Raw genomic sequence first — 16,237 nt, forward strand, 5'->3', positions numbered from 1 at the left:
CTAAAATGAGTACAAACATTTAATATATCAATATTAAAAAGTTCATCAACCACAAGCTTAACGAACTCCAATGTATCATCCGACTTATCCTTATACACCTTTCTAAATAATATAAAAGATAAATTATAATAAAAAGTACTTTTATTATGACTTACTTCTCCAATTAGGTGAATAAATCTCTCCTTCGAAAGTTTATTCAACAAATATAAGTCTATAATTTTCAACAAAACTAGACCAAACCAAAGATTAGAGAAAAATTTACTTTGTGTTTCATAAAATCTTATTTTTTTATCTACCTCCTCATTATTTTCATTTTGATTTTTATTGTTTTTCTGAGACTTTACTGCATTAATTAAATCAGCACTAACCTTACCAAGAGATTTAACTATATTATCAAACTCAGTATCTGTAAAAACTAAATTACGAGTATCCTCATTATCCTCAAATCTCCCTTTAACAATTCCTTGATACTTAAGATACTCAAGCACTAATTTAAATTTCTCATTCATAAAATTACCAATTATTTTCAAGTTATTAATTATTCTAAAATTTTCAAATAAAAAACCTCCCTAAAGAGGTTTTTTTATACAACAATTATTTAGAGCCTTAATTACTTAGAGCCTTTAATGCCTGCTTGTAATAACAAGGCACCCAAACCACCGATTTTTTGCTCTTGTGGCTTGTCAGTTTTTGGCTTGTTATGTTGCGGACGCTTAAAGTCACCGTCTTTACGTGGCGGACGTTGACCTTGAGGCTTACGCTCTGAACGTTCAGGACGATCCTGTTGTGCACGTTGCTGACGTGGTGCTTTAGCAGGTGCAGAACCTTCTGCACGCATACTCAAGTTGACGCGATTACGCTCCACATCCACTTGCATCACACGGACTTGGACGATTTGACCTGGTTTCACTACTTTGTGTGGATCAGAAACAAATTCATTTGCAAGTTCAGAAATATGCACTAAACCATCTTGATGTACACCCACATCCACGAACGCACCGAAGTTGGTCACATTGGTTACAACGCCTTCAAGCTGCATACCTTCAGTCAGTTGGGCAACTTCAGTGATGTCTTCACGGAACTTCGCGGTGCGGAACTCTGGACGTGGATCACGGCCTGGTTTTTCCAACTCAGCTAAAACGTCTTGAATCGTTGGTAATCCGAATTTGTCATCAACAAACTCATCCGCTTTGACTTGGCGAATGATTTCAGTATTGCCAATAATGTCTTTTACTGTAGTTGCTTTTGCTTCAACGATTTTTTCCACTAAACCATAACTTTCAGGGTGAACTGCTGAGGCATCCAATGGCTCAGAACCATTTTGAACACGTAAGAAACCTGCGGATTGTTCAAAAGTACGCTCACCTAAACGTGGTACTTTTTTCAAAGCTTGACGGTTATCAAAACGACCGTGCTCTTTGCGGTATTCAACGATTTGCTGAGCAATTGCTTTGTTCAAGCCTGCAATATACGCCAAAATTGCTGGTGACGCGGTATTCACATCCACACCGACCGCGTTCACACAGTCTTCAACAACTGCATCTAGTGTTTTTGCTAAACCTGTTTGGTTTACATCGTGTTGGTACTGACCTACACCAATTGATTTTGGATCAATTTTTACCAGCTCAGCCAACGGATCTTGCAAACGACGTGCAATTGAAACTGCACCACGAATAGAAACATCAAGTTCAGGAAGTTCTTGTGCAGCCAACTCACTTGCAGAGTAAACCGATGCACCTGCTTCACTTACGGTAATACGTGTTAATTTCAGATCTGTATTTGCAGCCATCATTTCTGCAACAACTGCTTCGGTTTCACGGCTTGCTGTACCATTTCCGATCGCAATAAGTTCCACGTGGAACTCTCGACACAAACGTGCAAGTTCTGCAATTGAACCTTCTTTATCTTCTTTTGGTGCGAAAGGATAGATGGTGCTGTGCGCAAGAACATCACCCGCATCACTCACCACAGCAAGCTTCACTCCTGTACGAATACCAGGATCCACACCCAATGTTGTACGGCTACCTGCTGGGGCAGAAAGTAGTAAGTGACGTAAATTTTCAGCAAACACATCCATCGCTTCAGCTTCAGCAGCCAAACGCTTATCCGTGAGTAATGAATGCTCAATTTGAGGACGCACCTTACCCAGCCAGAATAATTTTGCAGTTTGCTTTAAATAGTCCTGACGGTTTTGTGGTTGAATTTGTTCAAGATTATATTCAGTTTCAATACGCGCCAATGGTGCATCATCTTCACCATCTACTTTTAAGCCTAAAACATTTTCTTGACGGCCACGTAACATTGCCAATAAACGATGTGAAGGCACTTTATTAAGATTTTCTGAAAATTCGAAATAATCACGGAATTTCTTACCAACTTCTTTCTTCTCTTCAGAAGCGACTGCACTTTTCAGTACGGCAGTTTTAGAAAAAGTTTGTTTTAATTCAGTGGTTAATGCAATATTTTGTGCCCAATCATCAATCAAGATATGTTGAATCGCATCAAGCTGGCTTTCAACATCTGGGTAATCTTCATGACTAAACCCAGCCAACGCTTCCGTTGGATCAATTTGTTCTGCAATAATTTTTTCTGCAATCGGACCTAAACCCGCTTCTTTTGCTTTAAAAGATTTACTGGTACGTTTTGGTCGATATGGCGCGTAAATTTCTTCGAGTGCATTTTTCGTTTCAGCTGCATTTACACGCGCCAATAAATCATCACTTAATTTGTCTTGTTCTGTTAAAGACTGAATCACTTTTTCACGACGTTCATACAAATCACGCAAATACGTTAGACGTGTATCGAGTTGACGCAATTGAGTATCGTCTAAGCCTTGCGTGACCTCTTTACGGTAACGTGCGATAAAAGGAACACTGGCGCCTTCATCAATTAAACGAATAGCAGCTTCTACTTGGTTTGGACGTACGGCAAGTTCATTTGCCAACTGCTGAACTATGTCAGTCATCGTGATTGATTCCACAAGGGTTAAGTCTAAAAGCACTGATTATAAAGTTCATGACCATAAAATCCACTATTGTTTTTTTAAAATATTGTGCACAAGCTCCATTCCTTTGTAAAAAACCCTAGAGTTTATGCTAATTCACCAATGTTTCTAAAATACCGTGCTTTTTTTGCCTATCTATTGAAAAATAGGTTGATTGTCATATTTTCACCTGTATATATTTGGTATCTTTCTCTTGATTTTATTGGCAATATTTGTTGCTTTATAACATAGTCAAATCTGTACAATGAATCGTATACTCGTGGGTCTACGGATACTTCATAATTGAAATATCAATACATCCATAGCATTGCATAAAGACGATGACAATAAACGATAAAGGAGCACAGCATGAGTTTAGTTGTACCTGCCGAATCGACGGAAACTGCTCAACATGAAACAGACCGCGTCGAACGCATTTTAGTGGTCGATGACGATGTGCGTTTGCGTACACTTTTACAACGCTTCCTCGAAGATAAAGGTTTCGTCGTTAAAACAGCCCATGACGCAACACAAATGGATCGTTTGCTGCAACGCGAATTATTCTCGCTGATTGTTCTTGATTTTATGTTACCTGTTGAAGACGGTCTTAGTATTTGCCGCCGTTTACGCCAGTCCAATATTGATACACCAATCATCATGCTGACAGCTCGTGGTAGCGACTCTGATCGTATTGCTGGCTTAGAAGCAGGTGCTGACGATTACTTGCCAAAACCATTTAACCCAAATGAGTTACTTGCTCGCATCCGTGCGGTATTACGCCGCCAAGTGCGCGAAGTCCCAGGCGCACCAAGCCAACAGGTTGAAGTGGTCAGCTTTGGTCCTTGGGCACTCGATCTTTCTACTCGCACATTGACCCGTGAAGGTCAGGTCGTCACCTTAACCACAGGTGAATTCGCGGTATTAAAAGCATTGGTTCAACATCCTCGTGAACCTCTAACCCGTGATAAGTTGATGAACTTGGCCCGCGGACGTGAATGGGGTGCAATGGAACGTTCAATTGACGTTCAAGTCTCTCGCTTACGCCGTTTAATTGAAGACAACCCTGCTCGTGCTCGCTACATCCAAACCGTTTGGGGTGTAGGCTATGTATTTGTTCCAGATGGTGCTGAATAAGTTCAGGAAATTTAGACGTTGAAACTTGAACCTATCGACCCACAAGAGTTTACTGATTTTGTGGCCTATTCAGAGCGGCCACGGACCAAATGGGAACGCTTTTTAGATAAAATCAAACCTCGTTCCGCAGCCATGCGTACCACGATCTTGGTATTGCTCATGGTTTTTTTCAGTCTTTTTATGTCGTTATGGTTCTTTTGGCGTACGCTCTATTTACCTGAATTACAGCAACATGCACGCTATCTCGCGATTGAACTTGAACTGGTTAACAATCCTGATATCCGTATTTTGCATCGTGATACCGAAGTCGATGTGGATACATGGCTTAAAAATCGGATCGGCATTGAATACATTACCGATCCTAGAGAGTTTCCAAAAGTTGAAGATAAGTTTCTAGCTGAACTATTCACCAATCAAATCGAGGAAAAACTAGCCAAAGAATTAGGTGTAGATGACGTTACTGTCTATTTTAAATTTAAACCGATTCCACGGATCTGGATTCAAACCCCAGAAATGAATGGCAACTGGGTTCGTGAACCCCTAAAAACCTATGTCAACTATAGTGTTGAGCTCATCGCAACGTGGCTATTCGGTGTCCCAATTCTTTCCTCAATTATTATCTTAATTTTGGTTCGCCAGATGAATCGTCCATTACGACGTTTACAAAATGCGGCGAATACCTATAGTAAAACAGGCAAATCCCCTTATCTTGATACCAATCACGGCCCACTTGAGATTCGTCAAGTGAACCAAGCCTTTAACCATATGGTGTATACGCTTGAGCAGACCGAACGTGATCGTCAAATCATGCTAGCTGGTATCTCGCATGACTTACGTACACCACTAACACGTATCCGTCTCACCGCTGAGATGTTACCTGATGAGTTTTTGCGTGAAGGTCTGGTATACGATGTTGATGATATGGATGCGATCCTAAATCAATTCATCTCGTATATGCGTGATGGTTCAGATGAAGAACTCAGCGACACCAATATCAATACTTTATTACAAGAACTGGTGGTGCAATTCCAGCCTCTCGACATCCAGTTTGAAATGCAAGAATTGCCGATTATTCCTGCACGTAGCTTGTCATTAAAACGATTGATTGCGAATTTATTGAATAACGCCAAACGTTATGGTTCAGAACCAATTGAACTCTCAGCAAGCCATGTCGATGACCATATTCTGATTACTGTTGCGGATCATGGTGAGGGTATTCCACCAGATCAAGTTGAAGAACTGATGCAACCGTTCGTGCGTGGTAATTCGGCACGAACAATCCAAGGCAGTGGACTGGGATTGGCAATCGTGAAACGAATTGTGGATATTCATCAAGGTCAGATCAATATTCGTAACCGTGAGCAAGGTGGTTTAGAAGTTGTGATTTCATTACCGATCCCATCGCCTGAATCAGATGAACCACAAAGTAATACCATTGATAAAATTAGACAAACACTAACGGGACACTTTTAATCAGACAATTTCTGATCAAATATATTGTTATTCACCTTAGACCTTAGCCTAAATTCAATACACTTTTCACATTTTAGGGATAAAATCCATTGCTGATAAAAAGCAACATTGAGAATGGATGATGTCACTAAGTCGCATTCGCCTTCACAGCCTACATAACAAAATTATGAGTGCTGATCAGGCTTCCAACTTTATTGAAAATGATATGACAGTTGGCATGAGCGGTTTTACCCGTGCAGGTGAGGCAAAAGCCGTTCCGCAAGCATTGGTTAATCGTGCCAAAAAAAATCCGTTAAAAATCACGTTAATTACGGGTGCAAGTTTAGGCAACGATTTAGATAAGCAATTGACTGAAGCAGGTGTATTGGCGCGTCGCATGCCATTCCAAGTGGACAACACTTTACGTCGCGCCATCAACAATGGTGAGGTCATGTTTGTTGATCAGCATTTGTCTGAAACTGTTGAACAGATGCGTAATCAACAGCTTAAACGCCCAGATATTGCCGTCATCGAGGCGGTTGCGATTACTGAACAGGGGCATATCGTCCCGACCACTTCTGTGGGTAATTCGGCAAGTTTTGCGATTTTTGCTGAAAAAGTGATTGTCGAAATCAATACATCATTAAGTGAGAACTTTGAAGGTTTACACGATATTTATATTCCGACTTATCGTCCAACGCGTACGCCAGTACCGTTAACCCAAGTCGATGATCGTATTGGTTCAACAGCGATCCCGATTGATCCCGCTAAAATTGTAGGGATCGTTTTCAATGACACGGCGGACTCCCCTTCAACAGTGACTGCACCAGATGCAGAAACGCAGGCGATTGCCAATCACTTAATTTCATTCTTTGAAAAAGAAGTTGAAGCGGGGCGTTTGGCTAAAAATTTAGGGCCGTTACAAGCAGGCATTGGTTCAATCGCCAACGCTGTGCTCACTGGTCTAAAAGATTCTCCATTTGAAGATTTAGTCATGTATTCAGAAGTACTTCAAGACTGTACTTTTGAACTCATTGATGCAGGGAAAATCAAGTTTGCCTCAGGCAGCTCGATTACGCTTTCTGCAAAATGCGGCGAGCGTGTTTTTGGTCATCTAGATCAATACAAAGACAAATTGGTACTCCGCCCACAAGAAATTTCAAACCATCCAGAAATCGTACGTCGTTTAGGCATTATTGGGATCAATACCGCGCTTGAATTTGATATTTATGGAAACGTAAACTCAACGCATGTTTGCGGCACTAAAATGATGAATGGAATTGGCGGTTCGGGCGATTTTGCACGTAATGCACACTTGGCTATTTTTGTGACCAAATCCATTGCTAAAGGCGGTGATATTTCGTCAGTTGTCCCTATGGCAAGCCACGTCGATCATTGTGAGCATGATGTGGATATTTTAGTAACCGAGCAAGGGTTGGCGGATTTACGTGGTTTAGCCCCGCGTGAGCGTGCTCGCGTGATTATCGACAATTGCGTACATCCTCTCTATCAAGCTGCATTAAATGATTACTTTGATCGTGCTTGTGAACGTGGTGGACATACGCCTCATATTTTACGTGAAGCCCTGTCATGGCATGCGAATTTTGAAGAAACGGGACACATGCTCAACGCTTCTCCAATTGCTAAAACAGCTTAAAAACGGTATTTAAGATTGAGGAAGTCCGCTATATAGCCACTTCCTTAGTCTACGTTATTCCAAACCAATTTAAGTCACGGTCATCACCGAAATTCTCAATAAAACCAACAATCTTAAAATTTATAGCGTTCATAAACAGATATACGATTATAGAACCTCAACAATCCGATAACTTGCTTGAGCAATTGGTTTAAGTTGATCGTGCATTTGATAAACCTTGACATCATAAGTACCTATTTGCCACCCAGCTGGAGGCGCAGCACTAACCCAGTTCTGGGAAACATCTTGGGTAATCTTTCGGGGGGTAAACATCAACACTTCGCCAGTGTCACGATTTAACCAACGAATAAATATTTGCTCATCCGCAGGGAACTTACCCAAGGTATCAAAATGCGCAAAAATGCTTTGATTTGAATGGACCTGACTTAAATCTTCAGAGATTTGCGGCATCACAGGAGTAAATCCTAATACTAAACGACCAGATAAAGTCTGTTGATCATTATGCGAACTCAATTCTTCTAAAGCCCGTTGAGCAAACAATTTTTTATTTTGGATCGCAGTGAAATCCTGTTTGGGAAAAGCTTTATTTAAATATTCATCGATTTGCTGTTCAGATGCATTTTCAATAATTTTAGACACTTGTTCACGTTGTTGCTCTGACAAGGTCTTGATTGATGATGTTGCGCTGTTGGTTATCGGTGATGGCACTGAAGCGACGATTGCTTGTAAATCGTTGACGACCATCGGTGTATTCTGTACATGTTTATCGAGGGGCGCCAATGAAGGTACGATTTGCTTAAAATCAGCTACCAAATACCCCAATCCGAACCCAATGATTAAGAATAAAATATATAAATACTTTTCCATGACGGACCCCAAAATTAAAGGTGAACACGTCACCTTTAATCGCTAAGCTTGGTTTAATAACCACTAAGCATGGTTTGAATTTTTACGCACACTTAATCGTCGTGCCGTTGATAATCAAGTCACCACCAGAGGTAAATAAAGCACCCTCTGCCAATACCTTTTGTTTGCTATAACCTGTACCTGTCAGCAATCTTAACGCGGTACTCGTTCCACCACTGATACAAACACCTGTTTGCTGTTTTCCACCAAGCGTAGCGATACAGCCATTTTGTGTGACCGTCGTCGTATCCATACTGGTGGCACACTGCGCAGTAATTACAACGCCTGGCGTTGATGTCTCGCAAGCTGAACAGTCATTATTGTTTTCACATGCATTTGCCGCAGATTGAGATTTACAGATATAAGTCACTCCATTTTTGTTAATTGTTTTAGAGAAAGAAGAATTAAAATTATCACCATCCCCTCCTCCACATGCCGTTAAAGCACCTAACAATAATGCAGCAGTCGCTAATTTGATTTTGGATAACATATTAAGGCCTTTATCATTTTATCTAATTTAAAGTTTTGTTCGTTTGAGTTTTTATACTCAATTTTTGGATTTCGCACGCTTATTATTTTTTGAATTCAATTCGTTTCACATAAGCACACTTAGCGAAATACATGCCGAAGATTAGCGTAAGGGTACATGATTAATCAATCAAATAAATTAATCAAAGAGTCAAAAACTATTTTTCAAATCAAACCAAGACAATAAAAAAAGCCCCAAACTTTTGTTTGGGGCTTTTTGAATATGGTGGCGTGACCCAGGATCGAACTGGGGACACACGGATTTTCAATCCGTTGCTCTACCGACTGAGCTATCGCGCCAATGGCGTGTATTAAGCCGTATCTAGCCAAAATAGTCAATCAATATCCTGAGCTTTTGATTTAAATGCTTATTTTTCAGGCAAACATGAGGCAAAAAAAATCCCTGATGGGATCAGGGATTGAAATTTGAATCTATGGTGGCGTGACCCAGGATCGAACTGGGGACACACGGATTTTCAATCCGTTGCTCTACCGACTGAGCTATCGCGCCAAAGTGGGCGTATTAAACAATGTTTGTCAAAATCCGTCAAGCATATTTCTGGATTTTTCGATTGAGCGTTTAATTTTGCTGCAACACCCATTATCCAAACTCATTAAATTTTGCCAATATGCGATAAGCAACGATGGATTGCACCACACCCGGGTTCAAATACCTTTACCCCGTGCTCTTCTTCGAAACGGCACACTTCTTCCACAAGGCGTTCAGCTACGCCACGGCCACGATTTGCAGGGTGCACGACCACATATTCCAAAACTCGGCTTTCACCTTGTCCTGTCACCCAAATTGCACCTATAATTTTGCTGTTAAATTCAGCGGTATAAACTGTGGTATATTGCTGTAGATTTTGTTCAAGTTGCTCCACAGCATCTTGCCCATCACCAAACTCTGGGCTGGTGTCATAAAGTCGCTCTAGCTGGGTGCGTATTCCTAGATTTTCTAGTGAACTGTAAGCATGTACGCTAATAGGCATTGATTAACCCTCCTGAGCAAACTATGATGCTGTCACTTTTTCGTCACAGCGAAACTATTGGTTTTTAATTCAATCATTTTTGACGTTTTTTGAGGAACGTGTCCATGACGCAACGTATCAGTGAAGTGGTAAGAAATACCAACGAAACAAAAATTCGAGTTCGTCTCAATCTCGATGGTACTGGTCAAGGCACACTCAACACTGGAGTTCCATTTTTAGACCATATGATTGATCAAATCAAGCGCCATGGTCTATTTGATATCGATATTCATTGCGATGGTGACCTAGAAATCGACGATCACCATACTGTTGAAGATTGTGGAATCACCTTGGGGCAAGCCTTTGCTCAAGCTTTAGGCAATAAAAAAGGTTTAAAACGCTACGGTCATTTTTATGCACCTTTAGATGAAGCCTTATCTCGTGTTGTGGTAGATCTTTCTGGTCGCCCTGGTTTGTTTATGGACATTCCATTTACACGTGCCCGTATCGGAACATTCGACGTCGATTTATTTTCAGAGTTTTTCCAAGGTTTTGTCAATCATGCATTGATGACCTTACATATTGATAATCTGAAAGGTAAAAATAGTCACCACCAAATTGAAAGCGTGTTTAAAGCATTGGCACGTGCGTTGCGTATGGCGTGCGAAGTTGATCCGCGTGCCGAAAATACCATTGCGTCAACCAAAGGTAGTTTGTAATGACTCGTATTGCTTTACTTGACTATGGCATGGGCAATTTACATTCTGCTGCGAAAGCACTTGAACATGTCGGCGCAACTGTTGATGTCACTAACGATCCAAAGTTAGTCGCGAAAGCAGATAAAATCGTATTTCCCGGTGTGGGTGCCATGCGTGACTGTATGCAGGGCATGCATGAAGCAGGCATTGATGAGGTGGTTCGTCAGGCTGCTTTTAACAAGCCTGTGTTGGCCATCTGTGTAGGCATGCAAGCCTTGTTGCAAACATCAGAAGAAAATGGTGGTGTTGCTGCGCTCGGTATATTTGATGGTGTGGTGAAGCATTTCCCAGAAATGCCAAATTTAAAAGTTCCACATATGGGGTGGAATCAAGTGCATCAACTTGACCCAAGCCATCCGATGTGGAACAACATCGAGCAAGATGCGCGTTTTTATTTTGTACATAGTTATTATGTTGAGCCAAACGACTCGTCTGTGATCGCTGCAACTTGCGATTATGGGGTGAATTTCTGTACTGCGATTCACAAAGATAATTTATTTGCCACTCAATTCCACCCTGAAAAAAGCCATACCGCTGGTTTGCAGTTGTTAAAAAACTTTGTGGAATGGAAGATTTAATTCTTTTCAAAATATTTTTTTAAATATTCAAAATCAAGCCACTTTATGTCGGCTTGATTTTTTATAGGCTTTTCTATTTATTTTCAATTATTTTTTGCTTATTATGCAAACGCTTTGAATAAAAACCAAACAAGTTATCTTTTAAAAATTTAATTTTAAAAAATCAGCGACTACAGGAAAATAAAATGTCATCTCATCTTCAAACAAATGATTCGGGTTTTAGTGCAAGTGGACGTTTTGGCCGACTATCTTATTTAGGCTGGAATATGTTACTCGCAGTCTTCGTATTCATTTTAGGTATTATCGCTGCAATATTTATCCCTGCTTTTGATACTTCATCAACAAGTTCAGCTGTATATATCTTAGGTGCACTCTTTGTTATTGTTTACATAGCCATGATCTACTTCAGCTTCGTTTTTTCAATTCGCCGTTTACATGACCGCAATCAAACAGGCTGGCTATCACTTTTAATGCTTATCCCATTAATAAACTTCTTCTTTTTCATTTATTTAATTTGTGCGAAAGGCGACCCAGATTCAAATAAATATGGCACTCCTCGTATCACGAAAGGGTGGGAAAAAGTATTAGCATGGATATATATTATCCTTTTACCTCTTAGTATTGTATTTTTAGCGGCTACTGCAATCCCAGCTTATCAAAGTTATGTTGAGCGAAGCCAACAGATTCAAATGCAATATCAACAATACGATGCTGAATAATATTTCTTCTCGCTAGATCAATCGGCCAAGCTATGATGCTTGGCTTTTTTATAAGCATAAAATCTACAGAAAGATGCAGTCGTGTAACGTCCAAAGCTTAGCGATTGAGCAATAACTTTGCTAATATGTAGTCAATTTAAACTCCATGATGTCGCAAGGAGCGAAAGCATGCTAATCATCCCTGCAATTGACCTGAAAGATGGCAAATGTGTTCGTTTAAAACAAGGTCGTATGGAAGACGATACCGTTTTCTCAGATGATCCTGTGGCAACTGCACAACACTGGGTCAATGAAGGTGCACGTCGTTTACACTTAGTTGATTTAAATGGTGCTTTCGCAGGTACACCGATTCATAAGCCAGTTGTAGAAGCGATTGCACGTGCGCAACCTGAACTTCCGATTCAAATCGGTGGTGGTATTCGTTCACTTGAAACCATTGAACACTATCTTGATGCTGGCGTAACTTTTGTCATTATCGGAACAAAAGCCGTGAAAGAGCCTGAGTTTGTTGAAGAAGCATGCAAACGCTTTGCAGGTCATATTATTGTGGGTATTGATGCGATCAATGGCATGGTGGCAACTGATGGTTGGGCAAATGTCACCGATGTAAAAGCCACTGATTTAGCGAAACGCTTTGCTGATGCGGGTGTGTCTAGCATCGTTTACACCGACATTGCACGTGATGGCATGATGCAAGGCGTCAACGTAGAGCAAACTGTAAACTTAGCGCAATATTCTGGCTTACCAGTGATCGCTTCAGGCGGTGTCACCAACTTAGATGATGTACGTAATCTAAAAGGTCAAAAAGGCATTTTAGGCGCGATCACAGGACGTGCGATTTATGAGGGTACATTGAATCTTCGTGAAGCGCAGTTATTGCTGGATGAAGACCGCCTATAATCGATCAGAAGCTCTAGTGATTTAAATAATGGCTAGAGCTTTTTAAGCTTAAATGTTATCCTTGCCTCGATTTTTATTTTGCTCTTCAATTTTATAATGACACTTACGCCACCCTAGTTTTTACAGCCCCCCTTTTTGTAAATAACTCATCACTGTCTAGTGATGTGGTGTAGTCGTGTGTTTGTTATATATCACATCACTAGCCTTTAAAATATTTTTTAAAATAGGCTATTTCTATGTTTTCCAATGTACGAGAACAATGGTTCTCTAATATCCGAGGCGATGTCCTGGCAGGCCTGGTGGTCGGCTTGGCGCTGATCCCTGAAGCCATTGCATTTTCCATCATCGCGGGTGTAGATCCCAAAATTGGTTTATATGCTTCCTTCTGTATCGCCGTGGTGATCTCATTTGTTGGTGGTAGACCAGGCATGATCTCCGCTGCCACGGGTGCGATGGCTTTACTCATGGTCACTTTAGTCAAAGAGCATGGTTTAGAATACTTACTTGCTGCCACCATACTGACTGGGGTAATTCAAATCATTGCGGGTTATTTAAAACTGGCTAAGTTAATGCGATTTGTCTCCAAGTCAGTGGTGATTGGTTTTGTAAATGCCCTCGCCATTCTGATATTTATGGCGCAACTTCCTGAACTCATTAATGTGTCTTGGCATGTATATGCCTTAGTTGCATTGGGTTTAGCCATTATTTATTTATTCCCTTTATTACCTAAAATCGGCAAATTAATTCCCTCTCCATTGGTGTGTATCATCATCATTACCCTGCTCGCGATCAGCTTCGGTATTGATATTCGTACTGTTGGGGATATGGGGCAATTACCAGATACCCTTCCTGTGTTTTTGTTACCTGATATTCCTTTAAACCTTGAAACATTGACGATCATCTTGCCCTATTCGATTGCACTTGCGGCAGTCGGTTTACTTGAGTCCATGATGACCGCCACGATTGTGGATGAAATGACAGATACACCGAGTGATAAATTTCAAGAGTGTAAAGGTCAAGGTATTGCCAATATCGCTTCAGGTTTTATGGGGGGTATGGCAGGTTGTGCCATGATTGGGCAATCCATGATTAACGTCAAATCTGGTGGTTTAACACGGTTATCTACCTTTTCAGCAGGTGTTTTCCTTCTGATCTTAGTGGTATTTATTAGCGATTGGCTGAAAGTTATTCCAATGGCGGCCTTGGTTGCTGTCATGATTATGGTCTCAATCAGTACCTTTGAATGGAAATCGCTCACCAGTTTCAAAGAAAATCCGCAAAGCAGCAACGTTGTCATGGTCGCAACCGTCATCATTGTTGTGGCAACCCACAATCTCGCACTCGGGGTGCTCACAGGTGTACTCCTCTCGGCGCTATTCCTTGCCAATAAATTGGAAAATGACATTCGTGTAGAACGTTATCTCGAAGGTTCAACCCGTGTTTATGATCTCCGAGGACAAATCTTTTTCAGCTCAGCAGAAAAGTTCATGCAGGGTTTTGACTTTAAAGAGAATATTAATGACGTCATTATTGATTTAACACATTCTCATATTTGGGATGTTACCTCTGTGGCGATGCTGGATTCCGTTGTGAATAAATTCCAACGCAATGGTGTTCAAGTCAGTGTTCGTGGTTTAAATGAGGCCAGCTCGATCATGATTGATAAATACGGTACACATGCAAAAATCTAATTCTTATCTTCCCCAATTGGCGCTGATTTTGATTACCGTCATTTGGGGCGGGACATTTTTAGCAGTGCAATATGCACTGAATTTTAGTACGCCAATGTTTTTCGTTGGCTGTCGTTTTGCAGTGGCTGCATTCGCAATCCTCCTGATTTCATTAAAATCAATGACAGGCTTAACACTCAAAGAAACCTTTGCTGGAACTGCAATTGGGGTCATGATCGCAATTGGTTACGGCACACAGACCATTGGTTTGCAAAGCATACTCAGCAGTGAGTCTGCCTTTTTGACGGCATTGTATGTTCCCTTAGTCCCAATTTTGATGTGGATTATTTTTCAGAAGCGTCCTTCTTTGATGACATGGATCGGTACCGCTTTGGCGTTTCTCGGTTTGGTGTTGCTAACCGGTAATGGTTTTTCGAGTATCACCTTGAGTTATGGGCAAGTCCTGACTTTGATCTGTGCATTTGTGATTGCTTTAGAAATTATCTTGATTGGCTTTTTTGCTGGCAAGGTCAATTTAAGACGCGTCACCGTGGTTCAACTCATCGTTGCCTCGGTTTTGTCTTTTGCTTGCATGCCGTTTGTGGGTGAACATCACCTGCCTGCATTTTCATGGCCATTACTCCTCATTGCAGTTGGATTAGGACTGGCAAGTGCATTGATTCAATTTGTCATGAATTGGGCACAACGAATGGTTGATCCAACTCGCGCTGCGATAATTTATGCGGGTGAACCCGTTTGGGCAGGGTTATTTGGACGGATAGCAGGTGAACGCTTACCACTGTTGGCTTTGTTCGGTGGACTGCTTGTGGTTTTAGGGGTATTGATCAGTGAATTAAAATTTAAATTCTTTGAAAATAAAAAAGAGAGCTAAAAAGCTCTCTTTCACCAATCTAGCAATTGTACAAATTACGAATACATTGGTTTATTATCATTAAGTGCAATCAAACCACGAATGGCGCGATATACAATCCAAATCCATGCGACAAACACCACAGCAAAGGCAAATGTGACCGCAGAAAGTGCAACACCTGCAAATACGTTTGGATTATCACCTGTAAAAAACAGGAAAAGGAACGGAATAAAGGCGATAATATTCCATGCCAGATACCACCAGAAAGTGCGAATCTGCCATGTAAAATGACTCTCAAAAATAGAACCTTGCACATCACGACGTTTGACATAGTTAATGATCAAAGCCACTATTGCCAACAAACCACCAGTAAAAATCGCAATGATATAAAGCACATAAAGAATTAAGGTCAAGGTGCGATTCGGATCTTGATCAACAGAATAATTCATTTTTTATTTCTCCAGTACGAACCAACTCCCCTTAATTTAGTAAAAAACATTAAGCGGAGAAATTAACCAACATATCAACAATATATGAAAAGCTATGGTACAGAAATAAATCTGACGAAACGGTTGTTTTTGTGTTTTATGTCTCAGTTTTTGCTGAGCATACCAACCAGCACACCATCCACCCAAAGCATCGACAATATGTAAAGTCTGTTCAGGTACACGGCGATTGCCCAACTGCGCCGCTTCTTTATCTTGAGCATATAACCAATAACTCAGCGCATTCATCAAGCTTACAAACAGTAAGCTATACGGCGGTAGCCATTTGGCTAAACTGGCAACAACCATAAAGCAGATATAGACCAAAATCCCAATTTTCATCGGCGTCCATGTCTGCTTCTGCTTAAGCTTATTCGGCGCTGCTCTATGCTCAATCACTTGTGATGCTTTCAAATAGGTCACTTGCTGTGCACGATAACGTCCGCGCTCATCCAGAATCACGAGGTATTCCAACGCACACCCCACAATAGGACGCGGCCCAGGACGAGCAAAGTCTTTGATATGCAAAAAAACGCGATCTTTAAATGCATCATTAGGCTGAATAAAGCCGTAGCCTTTTTCATCAAACCATTCGACTAATCGACCTTGATCTCGCATCACTTCT

General features: G+C 40.9%; 15 protein-coding genes, 2 tRNA genes and 1 pseudogene. 9 read left to right on the plus strand and 9 right to left on the minus strand.

Annotated features, from left to right (window positions below; translation table 11 throughout):
* Both DK207_RS14145 and DK207_RS14150 read right to left on the minus strand, forming a co-directional pair.
* A pseudogene (locus DK207_RS14145) lies at nucleotides 1-509 on the minus strand (hypothetical protein); the annotation flags it as partial.
* A gap of 101 nt (nucleotides 510-610) precedes the next feature.
* Nucleotides 611-2,965 (minus strand): Tex family protein, encoded by a 2,355-nt coding sequence (locus tag DK207_RS14150; protein WP_109441739.1) that lies wholly within the window; start codon nucleotides 2,963-2,965, stop codon nucleotides 611-613.
* Nucleotides 2,966-3,352: 387 nt separating this feature from the next.
* Between DK207_RS14150 and ompR the strand changes: the two genes are divergently transcribed.
* The 3 genes from ompR (at nucleotide 3,353) to DK207_RS14165 (ending at nucleotide 7,226) form a co-directional block, all read left to right on the plus strand.
* Nucleotides 3,353-4,117 carry a two-component system response regulator OmpR gene (ompR, locus tag DK207_RS14155; protein ID WP_109441740.1) on the plus strand — a complete coding sequence of 255 codons (765 nt, stop codon included), beginning with the start codon at nucleotides 3,353-3,355 and terminating at the stop codon, nucleotides 4,115-4,117.
* A gap of 18 nt (nucleotides 4,118-4,135) precedes the next feature.
* Entirely contained in the window at nucleotides 4,136-5,590 is a 1,455-nt protein-coding gene (locus tag DK207_RS14160) for an ATP-binding protein (RefSeq protein ID WP_109441741.1), read from the plus strand.
* A 121-nt stretch (nucleotides 5,591-5,711) separates the two neighbouring features.
* Nucleotides 5,712-7,226: an acetyl-CoA hydrolase/transferase family protein gene (locus DK207_RS14165; protein WP_109441742.1), complete on the plus strand. Its 1,515-nt coding sequence runs from the start codon at nucleotides 5,712-5,714 to the stop codon at nucleotides 7,224-7,226.
* A 147-nt stretch (nucleotides 7,227-7,373) separates the two neighbouring features.
* On the opposite strand, the gene DK207_RS14170 is transcribed toward DK207_RS14165, so the two are convergent.
* The 5 genes from DK207_RS14170 to DK207_RS14190 all read right to left on the minus strand — a co-directional run bounded on the left by DK207_RS14170 (nucleotide 7,374) and on the right by DK207_RS14190 (nucleotide 9,652).
* Nucleotides 7,374-8,093 (minus strand): hypothetical protein, encoded by a 720-nt coding sequence (locus DK207_RS14170; RefSeq protein WP_109441743.1) that lies wholly within the window; start codon nucleotides 8,091-8,093, stop codon nucleotides 7,374-7,376.
* 82 nt (nucleotides 8,094-8,175) lie between these two features.
* Nucleotides 8,176-8,622 (minus strand): hypothetical protein, encoded by a 447-nt coding sequence (locus DK207_RS14175; protein ID WP_109441744.1) that lies wholly within the window; start codon nucleotides 8,620-8,622, stop codon nucleotides 8,176-8,178.
* Nucleotides 8,623-8,884: 262 nt separating this feature from the next.
* A tRNA-Phe gene (locus DK207_RS14180) sits at nucleotides 8,885-8,960 on the minus strand.
* A 135-nt stretch (nucleotides 8,961-9,095) separates the two neighbouring features.
* Nucleotides 9,096-9,171 (minus strand) — tRNA-Phe (locus DK207_RS14185).
* Nucleotides 9,172-9,274: 103 nt separating this feature from the next.
* The gene (locus DK207_RS14190) at nucleotides 9,275-9,652 is read right to left on the minus strand and encodes a GNAT family N-acetyltransferase (RefSeq protein WP_109441745.1); all 378 of its coding nucleotides are present in this window, start codon (nucleotides 9,650-9,652) and stop codon (nucleotides 9,275-9,277) included.
* 104 nt (nucleotides 9,653-9,756) lie between these two features.
* On the opposite strand from DK207_RS14190, the gene hisB reads away from it, so the two are divergent.
* The 6 genes from hisB (at nucleotide 9,757) to DK207_RS14220 (ending at nucleotide 15,148) form a co-directional block, all read left to right on the plus strand.
* Nucleotides 9,757-10,350: an imidazoleglycerol-phosphate dehydratase HisB gene (gene hisB, locus DK207_RS14195; RefSeq protein WP_109441746.1), complete on the plus strand. Its 594-nt coding sequence runs from the start codon at nucleotides 9,757-9,759 to the stop codon at nucleotides 10,348-10,350.
* Nucleotides 10,350-10,967 (plus strand): imidazole glycerol phosphate synthase subunit HisH, encoded by a 618-nt coding sequence (gene hisH, locus DK207_RS14200; protein ID WP_109441747.1) that lies wholly within the window; start codon nucleotides 10,350-10,352, stop codon nucleotides 10,965-10,967. Before hisB ends, hisH begins: the two co-directional genes overlap by 1 nt.
* Nucleotides 10,968-11,152: 185 nt before the next feature.
* Complete coding sequence (locus DK207_RS14205; RefSeq protein ID WP_109441748.1) at nucleotides 11,153-11,686, plus strand: DUF805 domain-containing protein; 534 nt, start codon at nucleotides 11,153-11,155, stop codon at nucleotides 11,684-11,686.
* Nucleotides 11,687-11,854: 168 nt separating this feature from the next.
* Nucleotides 11,855-12,586, plus strand: a complete 732-nt coding sequence (gene hisA, locus DK207_RS14210; protein ID WP_005087083.1) for a 1-(5-phosphoribosyl)-5-[(5-phosphoribosylamino)methylideneamino]imidazole-4-carboxamide isomerase — start codon at nucleotides 11,855-11,857, stop codon at nucleotides 12,584-12,586.
* Nucleotides 12,587-12,822: 236 nt separating this feature from the next.
* Nucleotides 12,823-14,277: a SulP family inorganic anion transporter gene (locus DK207_RS14215; protein WP_109441749.1), complete on the plus strand. Its 1,455-nt coding sequence runs from the start codon at nucleotides 12,823-12,825 to the stop codon at nucleotides 14,275-14,277.
* On the plus strand, nucleotides 14,264-15,148 hold the full coding sequence (locus DK207_RS14220; RefSeq protein WP_109441750.1) for a DMT family transporter: 885 nt from the start codon (nucleotides 14,264-14,266) through the stop codon (nucleotides 15,146-15,148). The genes DK207_RS14215 and DK207_RS14220 overlap by 14 nt, the downstream gene beginning before the upstream one ends.
* 35 nt (nucleotides 15,149-15,183) lie before the next feature.
* Here the strand turns inward: DK207_RS14220 and DK207_RS14225 are convergent, their stop codons facing one another.
* Entirely contained in the window at nucleotides 15,184-15,576 is a 393-nt protein-coding gene (locus DK207_RS14225; RefSeq protein ID WP_017395074.1) for a DUF4870 family protein, read from the minus strand.
* 36 nt (nucleotides 15,577-15,612) lie between these two features.
* Nucleotides 15,613-16,230 (minus strand): DUF1294 domain-containing protein, encoded by a 618-nt coding sequence (locus DK207_RS14230; protein ID WP_109441751.1) that lies wholly within the window; start codon nucleotides 16,228-16,230, stop codon nucleotides 15,613-15,615.
* Nucleotides 16,231-16,237: the final 7 nt, after the last annotated feature.

The sequence above is a fragment of the Acinetobacter haemolyticus genome (assembly GCF_900406815.1).
GTDB lineage: Bacteria > Pseudomonadota > Gammaproteobacteria > Pseudomonadales > Moraxellaceae > Acinetobacter > Acinetobacter haemolyticus_A.

Coding starts and splice junctions, on each gene's coding strand:
- DK207_RS14150 (WP_109441739.1), bottom strand. CDS start 2,965: ATGACTGACATAGTTCAGCAGTTGGCAAATGAACTTGCCGTACGTCCA.
- ompR (WP_109441740.1), top strand. CDS start 3,353: ATGAGTTTAGTTGTACCTGCCGAATCGACGGAAACTGCTCAACATGAA.
- DK207_RS14165 (WP_109441742.1), top strand. CDS start 5,712: ATGTCACTAAGTCGCATTCGCCTTCACAGCCTACATAACAAAATTATG.
- DK207_RS14170 (WP_109441743.1), bottom strand. CDS start 8,093: ATGGAAAAGTATTTATATATTTTATTCTTAATCATTGGGTTCGGATTG.
- DK207_RS14175 (WP_109441744.1), bottom strand. CDS start 8,622: ATGTTATCCAAAATCAAATTAGCGACTGCTGCATTATTGTTAGGTGCT.
- DK207_RS14190 (WP_109441745.1), bottom strand. CDS start 9,652: ATGCCTATTAGCGTACATGCTTACAGTTCACTAGAAAATCTAGGAATA.
- hisB (WP_109441746.1), top strand. CDS start 9,757: ATGACGCAACGTATCAGTGAAGTGGTAAGAAATACCAACGAAACAAAA.
- hisH (WP_109441747.1), top strand. CDS start 10,350: ATGACTCGTATTGCTTTACTTGACTATGGCATGGGCAATTTACATTCT.
- DK207_RS14205 (WP_109441748.1), top strand. CDS start 11,153: ATGTCATCTCATCTTCAAACAAATGATTCGGGTTTTAGTGCAAGTGGA.
- hisA (WP_005087083.1), top strand. CDS start 11,855: ATGCTAATCATCCCTGCAATTGACCTGAAAGATGGCAAATGTGTTCGT.
- DK207_RS14215 (WP_109441749.1), top strand. CDS start 12,823: ATGTTTTCCAATGTACGAGAACAATGGTTCTCTAATATCCGAGGCGAT.
- DK207_RS14220 (WP_109441750.1), top strand. CDS start 14,264: ATGCAAAAATCTAATTCTTATCTTCCCCAATTGGCGCTGATTTTGATT.
- DK207_RS14225 (WP_017395074.1), bottom strand. CDS start 15,576: ATGAATTATTCTGTTGATCAAGATCCGAATCGCACCTTGACCTTAATT.
- DK207_RS14230 (WP_109441751.1), bottom strand. CDS start 16,230: ATGCGAGATCAAGGTCGATTAGTCGAATGGTTTGATGAAAAAGGCTAC.